Annotated in this window: 13 protein-coding genes; 6 read left to right on the forward strand and 7 right to left on the reverse strand. The window is 35.9% G+C overall.

Translation table 11 applies throughout. The annotated features are described in order from the left end of the window. Nucleotides 1-131: 131 nt before the first annotated feature. Complete coding sequence (locus ACEVFT_RS01285; RefSeq protein WP_393947714.1) at nt 132-1,109, reverse strand: tRNA dihydrouridine synthase; 978 nt, start codon at nt 1,107-1,109, stop codon at nt 132-134. A 282-nt stretch (nt 1,110-1,391) separates the two neighbouring features. Here ACEVFT_RS01285 and ACEVFT_RS01290 point away from each other — a divergent pair, with 282 nt between their 5' ends. Continuing rightward, nucleotides 1,392-3,260 (forward strand): leucine-rich repeat domain-containing protein, encoded by a 1,869-nt coding sequence (locus ACEVFT_RS01290; protein ID WP_393947716.1) that lies wholly within the window; start codon nt 1,392-1,394, stop codon nt 3,258-3,260. 155 nt (nt 3,261-3,415) lie between these two features. Next, nucleotides 3,416-4,090 carry a peptidylprolyl isomerase gene (locus ACEVFT_RS01295; protein WP_393947718.1) on the forward strand — a complete coding sequence of 225 codons (675 nt, stop codon included), beginning with the start codon at nt 3,416-3,418 and terminating at the stop codon, nt 4,088-4,090. 64 nt (nt 4,091-4,154) lie between these two features. Here the strand turns inward: ACEVFT_RS01295 and ACEVFT_RS01300 are convergent, their stop codons facing one another. Continuing rightward, nucleotides 4,155-5,807, reverse strand: a complete 1,653-nt coding sequence (locus ACEVFT_RS01300; RefSeq protein WP_374806382.1) for an IS1182 family transposase — start codon at nt 5,805-5,807, stop codon at nt 4,155-4,157. 273 nt (nt 5,808-6,080) lie between these two features. On the opposite strand from ACEVFT_RS01300, the gene ACEVFT_RS01305 reads away from it, so the two are divergent. Together ACEVFT_RS01305 and ACEVFT_RS01310 are read left to right on the forward strand one after the other, a co-directional pair. Then, nucleotides 6,081-6,635: a sigma-70 family RNA polymerase sigma factor gene (locus tag ACEVFT_RS01305; RefSeq protein WP_054548839.1), complete on the forward strand. Its 555-nt coding sequence runs from the start codon at nt 6,081-6,083 to the stop codon at nt 6,633-6,635. Further along, a complete protein-coding gene (locus ACEVFT_RS01310) occupies nt 6,632-7,720 on the forward strand; it encodes a DUF4179 domain-containing protein (protein ID WP_328023969.1) in 1,089 nt (362 codons plus the stop codon). The genes ACEVFT_RS01305 and ACEVFT_RS01310 overlap by 4 nt, the downstream gene beginning before the upstream one ends. Before the next feature lie 44 nt (nt 7,721-7,764). Here ACEVFT_RS01310 and ACEVFT_RS01315 read toward each other — a convergent pair whose 3' ends face one another. After that, nucleotides 7,765-8,097, reverse strand: coding sequence for a BRCT domain-containing protein (locus tag ACEVFT_RS01315; RefSeq protein WP_048395281.1), 333 nt, complete (start codon nt 8,095-8,097; stop codon nt 7,765-7,767). Nucleotides 8,098-8,192: 95 nt separating this feature from the next. Between ACEVFT_RS01315 and ACEVFT_RS01320 the strand changes: the two genes are divergently transcribed. Further along, nucleotides 8,193-9,737 carry a histidine kinase N-terminal 7TM domain-containing diguanylate cyclase gene (locus tag ACEVFT_RS01320; RefSeq protein WP_393947721.1) on the forward strand — a complete coding sequence of 515 codons (1,545 nt, stop codon included), beginning with the start codon at nt 8,193-8,195 and terminating at the stop codon, nt 9,735-9,737. 53 nt (nt 9,738-9,790) lie between these two features. Here ACEVFT_RS01320 and gnd read toward each other — a convergent pair whose 3' ends face one another. The 4 genes from gnd to ACEVFT_RS01340 are packed head-to-tail and all read right to left on the reverse strand — an operon-like array spanning nt 9,791 to nt 14,845. Beyond that, entirely contained in the window at nt 9,791-11,191 is a 1,401-nt protein-coding gene (gnd, locus tag ACEVFT_RS01325) for a decarboxylating NADP(+)-dependent phosphogluconate dehydrogenase (protein WP_066038336.1), read from the reverse strand. Nucleotides 11,192-11,217: 26 nt separating this feature from the next. After that, on the reverse strand, nt 11,218-12,564 hold the full coding sequence (locus ACEVFT_RS01330; protein WP_048395286.1) for a GntP family permease: 1,347 nt from the start codon (nt 12,562-12,564) through the stop codon (nt 11,218-11,220). A gap of 15 nt (nt 12,565-12,579) precedes the next feature. Continuing rightward, nucleotides 12,580-14,121, reverse strand: a complete 1,542-nt coding sequence (gene gntK, locus ACEVFT_RS01335; RefSeq protein ID WP_281217172.1) for a gluconokinase — start codon at nt 14,119-14,121, stop codon at nt 12,580-12,582. Then, the gene (locus ACEVFT_RS01340; RefSeq protein WP_393947723.1) at nt 14,114-14,845 is read right to left on the reverse strand and encodes a GntR family transcriptional regulator; all 732 of its coding nucleotides are present in this window, start codon (nt 14,843-14,845) and stop codon (nt 14,114-14,116) included. Before ACEVFT_RS01340 ends, gntK begins: the two co-directional genes overlap by 8 nt. A 237-nt stretch (nt 14,846-15,082) precedes the next feature. Here ACEVFT_RS01340 and ACEVFT_RS01345 point away from each other — a divergent pair, with 237 nt between their 5' ends. Further along, nucleotides 15,083-15,289 (forward strand): hypothetical protein, encoded by a 207-nt coding sequence (locus tag ACEVFT_RS01345; RefSeq protein ID WP_393947725.1) that lies wholly within the window; start codon nt 15,083-15,085, stop codon nt 15,287-15,289. The last annotated feature ends 117 nt before the right edge of the window (nt 15,290-15,406 follow it).

The raw sequence follows: 15,406 nt of genomic DNA on the forward strand, positions 1-15,406 counted from the left end.
AAGTGAGTGAAGCGGCTCATCGGACGCCCCCTGGAAAGGACGCTGGCGGAACGGAAATCACCCCCTCACCTTGCAAAGTTGCTTTTTCTGCCGTTGACATCCTCTCTTTTATCGCAACTTATAATAAAGGTTTACTCCGTTAGTTCGAGAGTAATATACGCAGCTAGTATTTCACGGACTTCATCAGTAGAATTTGCGTTCAGTAATTGAACTCTCAATTGACTAGCCCCTTTGAAGCCACGTACATATATTTTAAAGAAACGCTGTAATGCTTTAAATGAACGCGTTTCGAATTCCTTGGCATAGTGGTCATGAAGATTAAGGTGTAAGTACAGTAAGTTAAGGTATTCTTTGGCGCTATGCTCTTTAGGTTCCTTTTCAAAGGCAAATGGGTTTGAAAACACACCGCGTCCAATCATTACACCATCGATACCGTATTGCTCAACTAGTTTTAGACCTGTTAAACGATCAGGAATATCACCGTTGATTGTCAGTAATGTTTGAGGAGCAACTTCATCACGTAGTTTTTTGATATCTGCAATTAATTCCCAATGTGCAGCGACCTTGCTCATTTCTTCCCGTGTACGGAGATGAATAGAAAGATTGGCGATATTCTGTTTTAAAATATGGGTAAGCCACTCACGCCATTCTGCTACATCCGTAAAGCCAAGTCTTGTTTTAACACTAACTGGTAATCCACCTGCTTTGGTTGCTTGAATAATATCTGCGGCTAGTTCAGGGTGAAGAATTAAGCCAGCTCCTTTACCTCTTTCTGCTACATTATCAACTGGGCAGCCCATATTAATATCAATTCCCTTAAAACCTAATTCCTTCATACCAATACTCATTTGACGAAAATGTTCAGGGGTGTCTCCCCAAATATGTGCAACAATGGGTTGCTCATCTTCTGTGAAAGCTAAGCGATTACGTACATTATCTAAGCCATCTGGATGACAATAGCTCGTCGTATTGGTGAATTCCGTAAAAAATACATCAGGTCTCCCTGCCTCCTGAATGACATGACGAAATACAACATCTGTCACATCCTCCATAGGAGCTAAAATGAAAAATGGCCGTGGTAAATCAAGCCAGAAATTATTTTGATTCATTGATAAATATCCTCTCTTTCCAAAATACTACCTTGCAAAAAGATATCATATTTACATTATTTCTACATAGTTAATTGGCTTAGCTTAAGGATGGAAATGCATAATCGTATTTAGACTTAGGTTCTCTTAGATTAGAGGAAAAAATATAATAAGTTAGAATTTGAAAAATCTGGCTCTGCACTGCGGATTTAGTCTCAGGTAGTTTGCCTATATTTCATAAATATTGACATTTATTTTTTAGACAACTAAGCTTAATGGAAAATAGAGTTGGGAGGGCTGCCAGTGGAATTTATTAAATTAAATTGTCCAAATTGTAATGGGAAAATTGAATATAAAGAAGAGCAAACATTCAAATGTCCTTTTTGTGATACGGAAATCATGTTGAAAGAGAATAAAATTTATTATGTTGATCAAACGATTAATAATTATTATGGAACAGCTTCTCCTCATACAACATCCCGTCCAAAAACAAATTTAAAGCTGCTCTTTATGATACCAATTGTCATGATGTGTGTATTCCTTGGGTATTTTCTTTTAAGTAGTAATCAAATAGAGGATGGAAACCGTGAAGAACTATCCGTTCGAACAATGCCTGAAAGTGAAGTTCTTCTGTTCTTTTTAAAAGATATTTTTGATAAAGGTGGGACGATGCCAGCAAAAGAAGAGATTGCAAGTATTCGATATTTGGCTGCCTACTATTCTGACGATCAATGGCATTTTGATTATAGTCTAGAAGATCCTTTTACAAATAAGGAAGCTAAAATTTCTACTTATATCATTATGGATAAATTATTAAATACGCAAAAAATTGAACAAAAGGACTTTGAGGCCTTTACTGGATTAACGGTTTTAAAGCTCATGAATGATTATGAAATATCACAAAGTGAAAAAGTAAGCTTCCAACATCTTGAAAACTTAAAAAGTTATACAGGTAGTTTTAATGAATCATTTAGTAAAATCGCAGGATATTTTAGTGATAAGTCAAATGTTAAAGAGCTCTCTATCCAAATTAGAAGTAATGATGAACTTGCTTTATTATTAGAGTTCCCCAATCTTCAATCTCTAGAACTATCTTATGTGGCTGAAGAGGTGACAGATTTTCAGATTCTAAATAAATTATCGCTGAAATCACTTTCCTTAAAGTCAATTAATGATATAAAGTGGCTGTCTACACTAACTAATCTAGAATCGTTAGCAATAGACATTAGTGAAGCTACAGATTTTAGCCCACTATACTCATTGACTCAATTACAAGAATTGAAGCTTACGTCAGTAAGAAATTTAAAAACGCTTGATTTTATACAAAATATGCCTAAACTACAATCTTTAGATCTTGAAAACATGAATATCATCAATTTAGATAGACTTAGAAATATGTCATCTTTAACAAAGCTACGTTTAGCTTCTCCTGGTCAAGTGGAATTGTTGGATATGGTTAACAGTCTAACGTCATTGACGGAGTTATCGTTAACTGGCTATCATGGTGATATTTCATCGATTGTAGCGCCCCATTTGAAAAAAGCAGAGCTGAAGAGTTCATTTTTACCACAGCTAGAAGCACCCGCTTTAAGAGATTTGACGGTTTCTATAAGTGGATCGGATTCGCAATTGAATGGTGCAGAACTACTGAAATACCCACAGCTAGAACAGCTTACAGTCATGGAGTATGGAATTCTTACAGGTATTCGTTCATTAAATGACCTACCTCATTTGCAAACAATCAATTTAAATGAGACCCTCTTTTATGAAACCAATGACTTATTCAATTTGCAGCATGTAAAAATGTTAAACTGTAATGAATGTAATTTTCAGGTGAATAGCAAGCCATTTACGAACAACGTGCTGGAGCATTTAACTTTAAATGATGTTTCCATTCAAATTGGTAATGGGGAATGGGTGCAAGAAGTAGATAAGATCATGCCTTACTTTGCTGGCTTTACAAATTTACGTTCATTCACTTTACAAGATAGTTCACTACAATCGTTAAATTTCTTGGGAAATTGGCAACAAATAGAGGTGCTCCATTTAGAAAATAATGCCATTTCGAATGTAGAACCTTTAGTGAATTTGCCTAACTTAAAAAAGCTATATATTTTAGGGAATCAGGTACAAAATCAATCTGTACTAGACAAGGGAATTATGATTTATTGAAATAATGTGAATTAATAGCAAACTACGAAATTAATATAGTAGAAATAAAAAGAGACAATGACAGGAATATTCTGTCATTGTCTCTCTTGGATTTGTCCTACAGTTTGGATAGTTTTATAATGAATTGATGCTTAACAAGAGGAGTTGAAAAGGATATGTTCGTACGTAATAAAGGTTTGTTTTTTATGCTATCTCTGCTAGCCATTATTGTTGTTTTGACAGGCTGTGGTACAGCTAAGGATAGTGAGAAAACTGAGGGAAAAACAGCTAAAGAAACACAAGAAACAATGGATTATGCGTCAAAAGTGAAGGAAAATCCAATTGTGACGATTACGATGAGCAATGATGAAAAAATTGTTATTGAATTGGAGCCTACTGTAGCACCAAATACAGTAGCTAACTTTATTGCTTTAGTAAAAGATGGATTCTATGATGGTCTTATTTTCCATCGAGTTATTCCTGATTTTATGATTCAGGGTGGAGATCCTAAAGGGAATGGTACTGGAGGACCTGATTATTCGATTGATGGTGAGTTTACCTCAAATGGATTTGAAAATAATATGAAGCATGAACGTGGTGTTATTTCGATGGCTCGTTCAGATGATCCAAACTCAGCAGGCTCACAATTTTTCATTATGGTAAAGGAAGCATCACATCTTGATGGAAAATATGCTGCTTTTGGCAAGGTGATTGCAGGTATGGAAACAGTTGATGCCATTGTTGGAGCAGAGCGAGATGCTACAAATAAACCACTAGAAGATCAGCAGATGAAAAAGGTAGAGGTGGATACAAAGGGCTTTGATTATCCAGCATCTAAGGTAAACAAATAGTTTTCTTCCCAATGCTATTGGTTAAAATCTATACTATAAACATTAAAAAGAGGCTGGGACATAACTAGCTTCGAATAAGCAGAAAGGAGAATTTGAGTTCGCTCAAATTCTCCTTTCTCCATTTTTTACTATTTAATTTTATATGCTCTTGTTTGTTGGCCGTGTATTTTCGTAAATTCACGGCCAGTAATGCGAGCCCCATTTCGTTTTCTACCTTCGATTTTCCTCGTACAGAAAATCGAGTGAAACGCAAATTAGCCTTCAAGAATCCAAAAACTGGTTCCACATCGACTTTGCGTTTTCGATAGAGGGCACTCGTTTTCTCTTCTGAAAGCTTTGTTCGTACATATTCTTTTTGCTGTTCCCACTTCTCATTCACTATTAACTTACGATTATTTCCCTCTTTTGCTTTTGTACATAATGAACGGAATGGGCAATTCGAACAGTCTTCACATTCGTATACCTTAAACTCACGCGTGAAATCATATTGATCTGTTTTCGTGGTACGATACTTACATACAAGTTGTTGTTGGTTCGGGCAAGTGTATTGATCATTTTCTTCATCATAATCCCAGTAGGCTGTATTGAATTCGTTTTGTTTATACTTTTGCTTTTGTTCTTTTAAATACAAGTTATATGTAATTAAGGCTTCTCGTTTACGATTCGAAAGGATATCATCATAATTTTGTTCGCTGCCATATCCAGCATCTGCGACGATGTGTTTTGGTAACTCAAAATAATGTTGTTCGATTTCATCTAAAAACGGGATTAAGGTACGTGTATCTGTTGGATTCGAATAGATACTGTAGGCAAGTACATATTGACCTTCTGTTGCGACTTGGATGTTATAACCTGCTTTCAATTGACCATTTTTCATATAGTCATCTTTCATTCGCATAAATGTGGCATCTGAATCCGTCTTGGAATAACTATTTCGCATGCCAAAGATTTCAAAGTCTTTTTGATATTTTAGTTTACGTACAATATAGTCGATTAATTGTTTGCGAGCTTGCTTTGGAAATTTCCGTTCGGCTCTTAAAGCTTTTCGTTCAGCTACATCCGATGAACCCTCTATTTTTTGATCATACTCAGAAATCACTTCGTCTACTTTTTCTACCATCTGGGCGAGCTCTTCTACTGCTAATTCTTCTCCATTTTCTCGTTCCATTTCGGGTATGATTTCTTTTTCGAGTAGCTCATCGTATAACTGGTTTGATTTTTCAATTAATCCGTTATGATATTTCTCGATGGATTTTTTCCACACAAAAGTAAATTTGTTCGCATTGGCTTCGATCTTTGTTCCATCAATAAAAATAGCTTCCTGATCAATTAATGCTTCTTGAACCAACTGGCAACGGAATTGGATGAAACATTGGCGGATCAACTCTTTCATTTCTGGTTGCACACGGAAACGGTTGATCGTGCGGTAGCTTGGTTCATACCCTTGAGCTAACCACATCATCCGAAGACTATCTTTTAATAGGGCTTCAATTTTACGCCCTGAGAAGACAGATTGTGTATAAGCACATAAGATAATTTTAAGCATCATGCGTGGATGGTAGGCGGGACAGCCTTCATTTCGAAGGAATGGTTCAAACGCTTCAGGCGAGATACTTTCAACTAAATGGTGGACATGGAAGGCAATATCGCTTTTTTGTAATGTTACTTCTAAATCTAAAGGCAAAACTAATTGATTCATGTTATAATTTTTAAACATAAGGATCCTTCTTTCTGTATAATTTTGTTGTGGTGACTTAATTTTATCAGAAGTGATCCTTATTTTTTATGAAAAATTTAAAGCCTGTGAAATTTTACTGATCGTAAAATTTCACAGGCTTTTTAAGGTAGAGGTGGGTTTTGTCCCAGCCTCTTTTATATTTGTTAAAAAATTGAAATTATAAATATTTTTGAGTAATATGAGAAGAAATTTAAGATTGAGCGATGTTTTATATAAAGGATCCTTTATGTTTGTGGAAGAAAGGGTGTTTGCATGAGGGTAACAGATGAAAATTTTATAAAACATCTTAAGAAAAAACGAGAAGAAGCACTTCAATATGTCATTGATGAATATATGGGGATTATCAAAGCGATTATTTATAATGCTCTAAAATCCTATAATGATCCTCAAATAATAGAGGAATGTATTAGTGATACATTTCTAGGGGCTTATGAAAATGCTAAACAATTTAGAGGCGATAAAGAGGATTTTAGAAGATGGATTTGCACGATAGCAAAGTTTAAAGCCATTTCGAAACAAAGAAGGTTGTCTAAAACGCCATATTTTTATGAGCTAAATGAAACAGGTGAAGCCGCAATATCGGCTGAAGAGGAATACTTAATCAAGACAACAACGGAGGAAGTGCTCATCATGATGACGCAATTAGAGCAATTAGACCGTGATATTTTTACGATGAAATACTTTTTAAATATGAAAAACGAAGAAATTGCTATTCATTGTGGTTTAACAAAAGCCGCTATTGATAATCGATTATATCGTGGGAAAAAACGATTACAGCAAATTCGTTTGGGGGGAAGTATGACATGAAAAAGCTATATAAACAATTTAATGATTTAAATCTTGATATAAATATAGAGCCGATGGAAGTGAGCTCGCTTGAAAAAGAGAGAGTGAAAAGAAATGTCATGATGGTCAAAAAGAAAAGGCATTTCATTAAAAATTTTATTGTTGCAGCTACTTTTTTTATTGCATCCAGTATGACACTTGGTTATACGTTTCCTACATTTGCTGCAAATTTACCGTTTATCGGAAGTATATTCGAATTGTTTATTGATGATGAAAGGTATGTATTTAACAATTATGATCAGTATTCTACAAGTGTCGGAGTGAGCCAAGAAAGTAATGAAGTTGAAGTCACTGTTACAGATGCTATATATGATGGCGAAAATATTACTATTGCTTACACTATTAAAAGTGAAAAGGATTTAGGAGAAAGGCCAGTTTTATATGGTGACAATCGTGAACTAACTGCTAAGGAATTTGGAAATAGGTATCGATATGGCGGCTATTCAACAAATTATATGGTTCAAAAGATAAACAGCAATGAGTATGCAGTATTGTATATTTTTGAACTCATTAGAGGCTCTAAGCCCGAGGAAGTTCACATTAATTTTCAAGGAAATCAAATTGTTGATTTAAATAATGTAAATAATTCAGTAGCAGGAGACTGGGCATTTGAATTTACTTTAGAGAAGCTTGAAAGTGAAACAATAAGGGTGGAAAAGGATAGTATGAAAACAGAAGGGGAAGGTATAAAAATTGAAGCTTTTAAAATAACGAAAACACCTATCGCTACAACATTTTATCTTTCCGAAGAAGTCTTGGTGGAAAAAGAAAATGAAGCTTGGCGAGGAGTTCTCATTGACTATATTGTGACAGATGACTTAGGGAATGATTATAATGTCATTCATTTTAGAGGAACTGGTCATAGTACAGATTTTCAAGGGCGTAAAAATTTCCCTCGTATTGTTGCAAACAAATTTGATGAACAAGCTACCTCGATTATGATTACCCCTGTAGTAGGTGTATACAAAATTAAGGATAGTACAGGGGCATTAGAACCGATAAAAGAGCCATATACATTAAAGCCTATTGCTGTTCCGATAAAGTAAAAAATTAAAAGAGTATGTAAGAAGAACAACCTTACATACTCTTTTTACTTATCATCTTTCTTTGGGATCGAAATAAGCCATAAAAAATCATCTTCTATTAATATTTGAATGTCTTGCCCCTCACGGATTAGCTGCTCAGCTTTATGCTGCTTGGCGCTTATCCCCCTACGTTTATTACCAAGCACAACGAAATCAGTATGTTGTGTAACAGCTCCCTGTAAATACCCTCCATATGCTTTTACTTGTTTGGAGGCTTCGGATCGTGTCATGGTAGAAAGGGCGCCTGTGAATACAATTTGTTTCTTATAAAAGGGGTGGGTTAGATTTTCAACTGGATCAGAAAAGAAAATGATTTCTGAGTTATCCTTATTGATCATATTCGTTACTCCTTAAAAAATTAATCGATAAATAAATCCACAAAATTTTATATGTATGCTACATTAAAATTAAAAATATAAAGAGGTACATAGACATGAATTCGCAATTGACTGCTTTCATTACTCTTAGCTGCACATCAGGTGTACTAAATTTGTATTTATGTTTATACGTATTTCTAAAACGCTACAATTATACAAAAATTGCTCAATTGTTTATTAGTTATACCGCATTAATTGCGGTATATTGTTTTGCCTCTGCTTTTGGTTTAATCGCTACAACATTAAGTGCCATAAAGGTTTGGACGGCCATCCAATATGTAGGTATGGCTTTTTCAACGCCTCTCGGATTATTGTTTATCATGCAATACTTAGGCTTTCATCTGACAAGGAAAAAGATAATGGCTCTTCTTGCCATTCCATTTATTAGCTTAATCATGGTTGTTACAAATGATATACACCATTTTCATTATAGAGTATTTGAAATAGATCCTATATTAGGGGAACCTTATGTTCATCAGGAAATTGGCATATGGTATATCATTCATGGCATCTTTACTTTTGGCTGTATGTTCGTATCCTTCTTATTAGTATTAATCCATTGGAAAGAGACTACTAAGGCCTACCGGCAACAATTAATTGCCTTAATGTGTGGTCAACTTATTCCTATGATAACAGCATTCATCTATTTATTGGGCTTAACACCTCAAGGAGTTGATCCTGTCCCTATGGTATTATGGGCTTCTTCATTTTTATATTTATGGTCTATTAATTCCTCACGGTTATTTAGGGTGATGCCTGTTGCCAAGGATGCAATATTTCATAGTATCAATGATGGGGTTATTGTGTTAGATGAATCTGCTCGATTAATAGAGTTTAATCAAGCCTGCAGCAAGGTATTTCCTCAGCTAACTAGATCCATGATTAGTAGGGATATTGGGGAAACATGGATTAAAGTAACTGGACAACCGATGCCATTTACATTGGAGGCAGTGGTGAATACACAAGACATCGAGATGGTGCTTTCTGATCATACTTATCAAGTGCGTGTTACAGAGCTGCAACATGTTAATCATGGTAAGGGGTTATTACTTATTTTCACTGATATAACAGAGTTGAAGGAGCTACAAAGACAGTTAGAGCAACTCGCTTTTTACGATGAACTTACACAAATTTATAATCGTCGAGCTTTTTTTCAACAATGTAATCAGGCTTACAGCGAGGCAAGAGAATCATCCTCAGCTTTTACTGTCATTTTAATGGACATCGATCATTTTAAAAACGTCAATGATACGTATGGGCATGCTATCGGTGATCAATTACTAGTTCATGTCGTAAAGGTTTGTCAGAGTGTGTTGAAAAAAGGAGAACTGTTTGCACGGTATGGCGGTGAGGAATTTGTTCTTGCACTCAAGGACTCTACATTATTAGAGGGGCAAGCATTAGCTAATTTGCTCTGTAATAGCGTAGAATCCCAGCCACTTATGACTACTGAGGGAGCAATTCGTGCTACTATTAGCTGTGGTGTAGCAGAAGGTACAAAGGGACAAGAGACACTGTATCAGCTTTTAAACAATGCGGACAAAGCACTGTATGCGGCAAAACAAGCAGGCCGTAATCGAGTACATGTTTTTCTAGAATAAAAAAGCTAAAATATACAATCATTGAGGCAATGATGTATATTTTAGCTTTTTACTTACCAATTTGTATGGAAAACACCTTGTGCATCAATTCGTTCATACGTATGCGCACCGAAATAATCACGTTGTGCCTGTAACATATTAGCATTAGATGAACCTGTTCGATAACTATCGTAATATGTGAGAGAAGCACTCAAGCAAGGGAACGCGTTTCCTGCTTGGATGCCTTCACAAACTATTTTTCTTAATCCATTTTGATAGTCCATCGACTTTTCTGCAAAGTATGGATCAATTAATAAATTATTTAGAGAAGGTTGCTTTTGATAGGCTTCACTAATAACATTTAAAAAATCTGCTCGAATAATACAACCACTACGGAAAATTAATGCAATATCTTTTAATGGTAAACGCCATTCATAAAGCTCTGATGTCATTTTATATTGTGTAAATCCTTGTGCATAAGCACATATTTTCCCCATATATAGCGCTTGGCGGACGTATTCAATCCAGACATCTCTATCTAAATTTTGCTGTTTATAATTTGGTCCAGATAGTATTGCCTCTGCTTGAATTCGTTCCTCTTTTAATGATGAAATATAGCGAGCGAATAAGGCCTCCGTAATAATTGATGTAGGAATACCATTGTCTATAGATTGCAGGCTTGTCCATTTCCCAGTACCTTTTTGACCAGCTTTATCAAGTATCATATCAATCAGTGGTAATCCTGTTATCTCATCTTTTTTCCTTAAGATTTCAGCTGTTATTTCGATTAAATAGCTTTTCAATTCACCCTGATTCCATGTTTCAAAGATAGTAGCAATTTCCTCAACGGATAATCCTATATTTTTTCTTAAAAACGTATAGGCCTCCGCAATGAGTTGCATATCTGCATACTCGATTCCATTGTGTACCATTTTGACGAAGTGACCTGCGCCCTTTGGACCAATATACGTACAGCATGGTGTATCATTCACTTGTGCTGCAATCTTTGTCAGTATAGGTGCTACTTTGTTATAAACCTCTTGATCACCACCGGGCATGATAGATGGTCCTGTCAATGCTCCTACTTCACCACCAGAAATACCAATCCCTAAATACCCAATTCCTAAAGCTTTAAGTTCATCGTATCTACGCTCTGTATCTTTATAATGAGAGTTGCCGCCATCCATAATGACATCGCCCTTTTCAAGGAAAGGCACTACTGATTGAATAACTGAATCAATAGCATTCCCAGCTGTCACCATCAAAAAAATCTTTCTTGGTTTTTCTAAAGCTTGTACAAACTCTTCTATTTCATAGTAAGGAGTAAGCGATTGTCCTTCAACTTTTTGTAGAAGTTTGTCGGTTAAATCTCGTGTGTAATTATAAACGGCTACTTGCTCGCCCTTATTAGCCATGTTTAAAGCGATATTACTGCCCATAACACCTAATCCAATAACGCCAATTGTATTTAACATTGTACTTGCTCCTTTTTAAACATTTTTTAAACAAATAAACTAAGTAATAAAATAAACCCTAAACCAGCCACAGATACAATTGTTTCTAGCAAGGTCCAAGTAGCGAATGTTTCCTTCATGCTCAATCCAAAATATTCTTTAAACATCCAGAAACCTGCATCATTAACATGTGAAGCAATTAAGCTTCCTGCACCTGTTGCCAACACAACCAAGGCAAGGTTTACATCACTTTGACCTAACATTGGAATGACTAACCCAGCTGTTGTTAAAGCAGCAACCGTAGCTGACCCTAATGAAATGCGTAAAATAGCCGCAATAATCCATGCTAGTAAAATTGGCGATAAGGTAGTTCCATGGAAGAGTTCAGCTACATAATCACCGACACCACCATCAATTAAAACTTGTTTGAAGGCACCACCGCCCCCAATAATTAAGAGCATCATACCGATATGGGATATTGCTGTTGTACATGACTCCATTACTTGCTTAATAGGAATTTTCCTTGCGATACCCATTGTATAGACGGCAACTAATAAGGAAATTAACATGGATGTACCAGCTTCACCGATGAAGCGGATACCTGCTAAGAAGCCATTATCTTCAAAGCCAATTGTTTTTTGTAACAGTGTAATAATAGTAGCAATGGACATTAAAATAACGGGTAATAGTGCAGTAAAAACACTTATTCCAAAACTCGGTGTGTCCTCTAGTTCAAATGTTTTTTGTTCACCTAGAGAGGCAATATTTCCAGTTTTGTTGAATGATTCAGGCACTAACCTTTTCGCTAATTTTGTAAATAATGGTCCAGCTAAAATAACAGTCGGAATGGCGATGATAAAGCCATAAAGCAACACCTCACCAATATTTGCCCCAAATTCGCCAGCAATAACAGTTGGTCCAGGATGTGGTGGCAAAAATCCATGTGTGACAGATAAGGCTGCGGTCATTGGAATTCCTAAATATAAAATAGAAACCTTTAATTGTCTTGAAATAGCAAAGACAATTGGGATTAATAGCACAAGACCTACTTCAAAGAAAAGAGCGATACCGATAATAAAGGATGCTGCTACAACTGCCCATTGAATGTTCTTTTCTCCAAATTTATTCACAAGGGTCATGGCAATACGCTGTGCACCGCCAGAATCGGCAATTAATTTTCCTAGCATCGCTCCAAGACCAAATATTAGTGCCAAGTGACCTAATGTTCCACCTAACCCTGCTTCAATCGTTTTTACGATAATATCCAAAGGCATCCCAAGAGCTAAAGCAACACCGAATGAAACAATGATTAATGAAATAAACGTATTTAATTTAAAGCCCATTATTAAAATTAACAGCGCAATAATACCAATACCTACAATAACTAATGGCATGTATTCTCCTCCTCTTTAGTCGGGCTTAATTAAGCTCCTTTGATACTGAGCAATTGACGTATAGTCGTCTGCTAAAACTCTAGATAAACGAATGAAAATTGGGAGTAGCTGTCTATATTCTTTGGCTGCTTCTTCGATTGGCGTATGTTTATAAGTGTCACCAACCATATCAGCGACAACGTCAAAGGAATCAATTTTTCCTGTAGCATATAAGCCTAAAATACAAGCGCCTAGACAGGAGCTTTCATAGCTTTCAGGTACTACCACTTCGGATTCAAAAATATCCGCCATCATTTGTCTCCAAATCTCAGAGCGTGAAAACCCGCCTGTTGCTTGAATACGAGTGACAGGGCTTTCCATACATTCCAGTAATGCTAAATAGACAGTATATAGATTGTAGATAACCCCTTCGAGGGCAGCTCGTATCATATGTTCCTTTTTATGAGACATAGTTAAACCAAAAAATGAACCACGGACATCTGGATTCCATAAAGGCGCACGTTCACCTGATAGATAGGGATGGAATAGCAGCCCATCAGCACCAGGTCTAACACGTTCAGCAATTTTCGTTAACACTTCATATGGATCAATACCTAGTCTTTTAGCTGTTTCAATCTCAGAAGAGGCAAACTCATCGCGAATCCAGCGTAATACCATACCACCATTGTTTACGGGTCCACCAATGACCCAATGGTTTTCTGTTAGTGCATAGCAAAAAATTCTACCCTTTACATCTGTTTTGGGCCTATCAATTATGGTACGGATAGCACCGCTTGTCCCAATAGTGACAGCAATTTCGCCTTCTCGAATGGCGTTTACACCTAGATTAGAGAGCACGCCATCACTTGCACCAATGACAAAAGGTGTTTGTGGGTCAATACCAATTTGTTTAGCTAAAAGGTCATTGCAATTTAAAAATAGTTGAGTTGTTGGTACGAGTGTGGATAATTGTACTTTCGCAATACCTGCAACAGCTAAAGCTTCTTCGTCCCAATCTAATGTATGGAGATTCATCATACCCATACATGAAGCTAATGAATAATCGACGACATATTGATCAAAAAACTTTTTAAAAATGTATTCTTTAATACCGATATATTTCTTCGTTTTGCGCGCGATTTCAGGATGTTCATGCACAAGCCAAGTAATTTTGCTTAGTGGTGACATTGGGTGAATAGGTGTACCTGTTCTTTTATAAATTTCATGGCCATTCCAGTCAGTTTTAATTTTATGTGCCCATGCTTCACTACGATTATCCGCCCAAGTGATGACAGGTGTTAACGGTTGATCATTTTCGTCCATAGCGATCACACTATGCATAGCACTACTAAAGGAAACAAATAGTAATGGTTTATCAGAATGGACTTTCATAATGTTGGTAATGGCTTGTAGTACAGCTTGAAAGATTTCTTCTGGATTTTGTTCTGCTGTCGAAATATCCGGTGTATATAATGGATACCCAATATTTTCTTGTTGAATAACCTTCCCATGTTGACTAAATAATACGGCCTTAGTGCTAGTAGTCCCTATATCAACACCTAACATATAGTTAGTCATTTTGTGGCTCAACCCCTTTAGATAGCATTTGCTGTGACCGCCATAAATCTTCTACTTTGCCTTGAACATCATCAAAATTTTCATGTAAGGATTTAATCATAAGCTCTCGATCTTTGGCTCTAATAGCGTCAATATAGAGCTCATGATTTTTCACAATACGAGTAAAATCCTCATATTTCTCTTTAAAGCGCATGCGCATAGATAGTAAAATCAAGCCTTCCATTACTGGCTTTAAATTATTCCAAATCATGGTGATATAGGAATGTCCGATGGAACGAATAATTGTCTCATGGAACATAACATCCTGATAAGAAAATTCGTCTGCATCGTTATACTTAATGGCAACTTTCATCATTTCTAATGTTTTGCTAAGTTCTAGTGCTAAGCTAGTTGTATCCATTTTTATGAGACGTTCAAACACAAATGTTTCAATCAGCAATCGAACATCATAAATTTCTTCAATCTCTTTTTCAGATAAACCAATGACAACAGCACCCATTTTCTCTAATCGAATAATATTTTCAGAAGCTAATATTCTTAAGGCTTCACGAATGGGTGAACGGCTTACTTCAAAATCAGCTGCCAGTTTGTTTTCTGAAAGAATGGTACCGCTTTCAATTAAACCTGAAATAATACGCATTCTAAGTTCATATGCTACGCGATCACCTGTAGAAGCCTTAGAAAGCCATTTTTGTGGATATAAATAATCATTATATTCCCTCATAATATCACCCTTTTTGATTTTGAGTATACTTGTATACAAGTATTATAGTCAGAAAGAAAATAAGATTGCAAGCGACTTACTAACAATCAAAAATTGAAAAATCCTCAACTCTATACTTAGCTAAAAAAAATAATTAATGCACATTCTTTTTTCCTCCTTGGACAAACTTTAGAATGAAAAGTTCGTAAACCATATATAAGGTTTTAAAGCTTTTCAAATAATCGATGAAGGATGGTTATGTCAAATATGGATACAAATCGTAACAAATCAAATGGTACGAAAAGTGCAAATAAAACAAATCAACAGCGTCAGACACTTCATCGTGAGGAGTTTGGTGCTGAATTTGAGCTTGAATCAGCTTCAGCACAAATCAACAACTTTGCTGAAACCCAAGGAAAAACAGGTATCAAGCAACCAGTCAGTGAGAGGACTGCATGGCACTAATTTATATTTGACAACTATTCATGACATTGAGGGGAGGACTAAGGCATGTGCCTTAGTTCTTTTATTATAACCTGGGAAATATTGTGTTTATTTTCTTCCATACATATTATCAGAGCA

The sequence above is a fragment of the Lysinibacillus sp. PWR01 genome (genome assembly GCF_043359455.1).
GTDB classification, from domain to species: domain Bacteria; phylum Bacillota; class Bacilli; order Bacillales_A; family Planococcaceae; genus Lysinibacillus; species Lysinibacillus fusiformis_F.

Bases quoted from the DNA above. Each gene is read 5' to 3' on its own strand.
- ACEVFT_RS01285 (WP_393947714.1), bottom strand. From the start codon at position 1,109: ATGAATCAAAATAATTTCTGGCTTGATTTACCACGGCCATTTTTCATT.
- ACEVFT_RS01330 (WP_048395286.1), bottom strand. From the start codon at position 12,564: ATGCCATTAGTTATTGTAGGTATTGGTATTATTGCGCTGTTAATTTTA.
- ACEVFT_RS01320 (WP_393947721.1), top strand. From the start codon at position 8,193: ATGAATTCGCAATTGACTGCTTTCATTACTCTTAGCTGCACATCAGGT.
- ACEVFT_RS01315 (WP_048395281.1), bottom strand. From the start codon at position 8,097: ATGATCAATAAGGATAACTCAGAAATCATTTTCTTTTCTGATCCAGTT.
- ACEVFT_RS01340 (WP_393947723.1), bottom strand. From the start codon at position 14,845: ATGAGGGAATATAATGATTATTTATATCCACAAAAATGGCTTTCTAAG.
- ACEVFT_RS01310 (WP_328023969.1), top strand. From the start codon at position 6,632: ATGAAAAAGCTATATAAACAATTTAATGATTTAAATCTTGATATAAAT.
- ACEVFT_RS01345 (WP_393947725.1), top strand. From the start codon at position 15,083: ATGTCAAATATGGATACAAATCGTAACAAATCAAATGGTACGAAAAGT.
- ACEVFT_RS01300 (WP_374806382.1), bottom strand. From the start codon at position 5,807: ATGTTTAAAAATTATAACATGAATCAATTAGTTTTGCCTTTAGATTTA.
- ACEVFT_RS01305 (WP_054548839.1), top strand. From the start codon at position 6,081: ATGAGGGTAACAGATGAAAATTTTATAAAACATCTTAAGAAAAAACGA.
- gnd (WP_066038336.1), bottom strand. From the start codon at position 11,191: ATGTTAAATACAATTGGCGTTATTGGATTAGGTGTTATGGGCAGTAAT.
- ACEVFT_RS01295 (WP_393947718.1), top strand. From the start codon at position 3,416: ATGTTCGTACGTAATAAAGGTTTGTTTTTTATGCTATCTCTGCTAGCC.
- gntK (WP_281217172.1), bottom strand. From the start codon at position 14,121: ATGACTAACTATATGTTAGGTGTTGATATAGGGACTACTAGCACTAAG.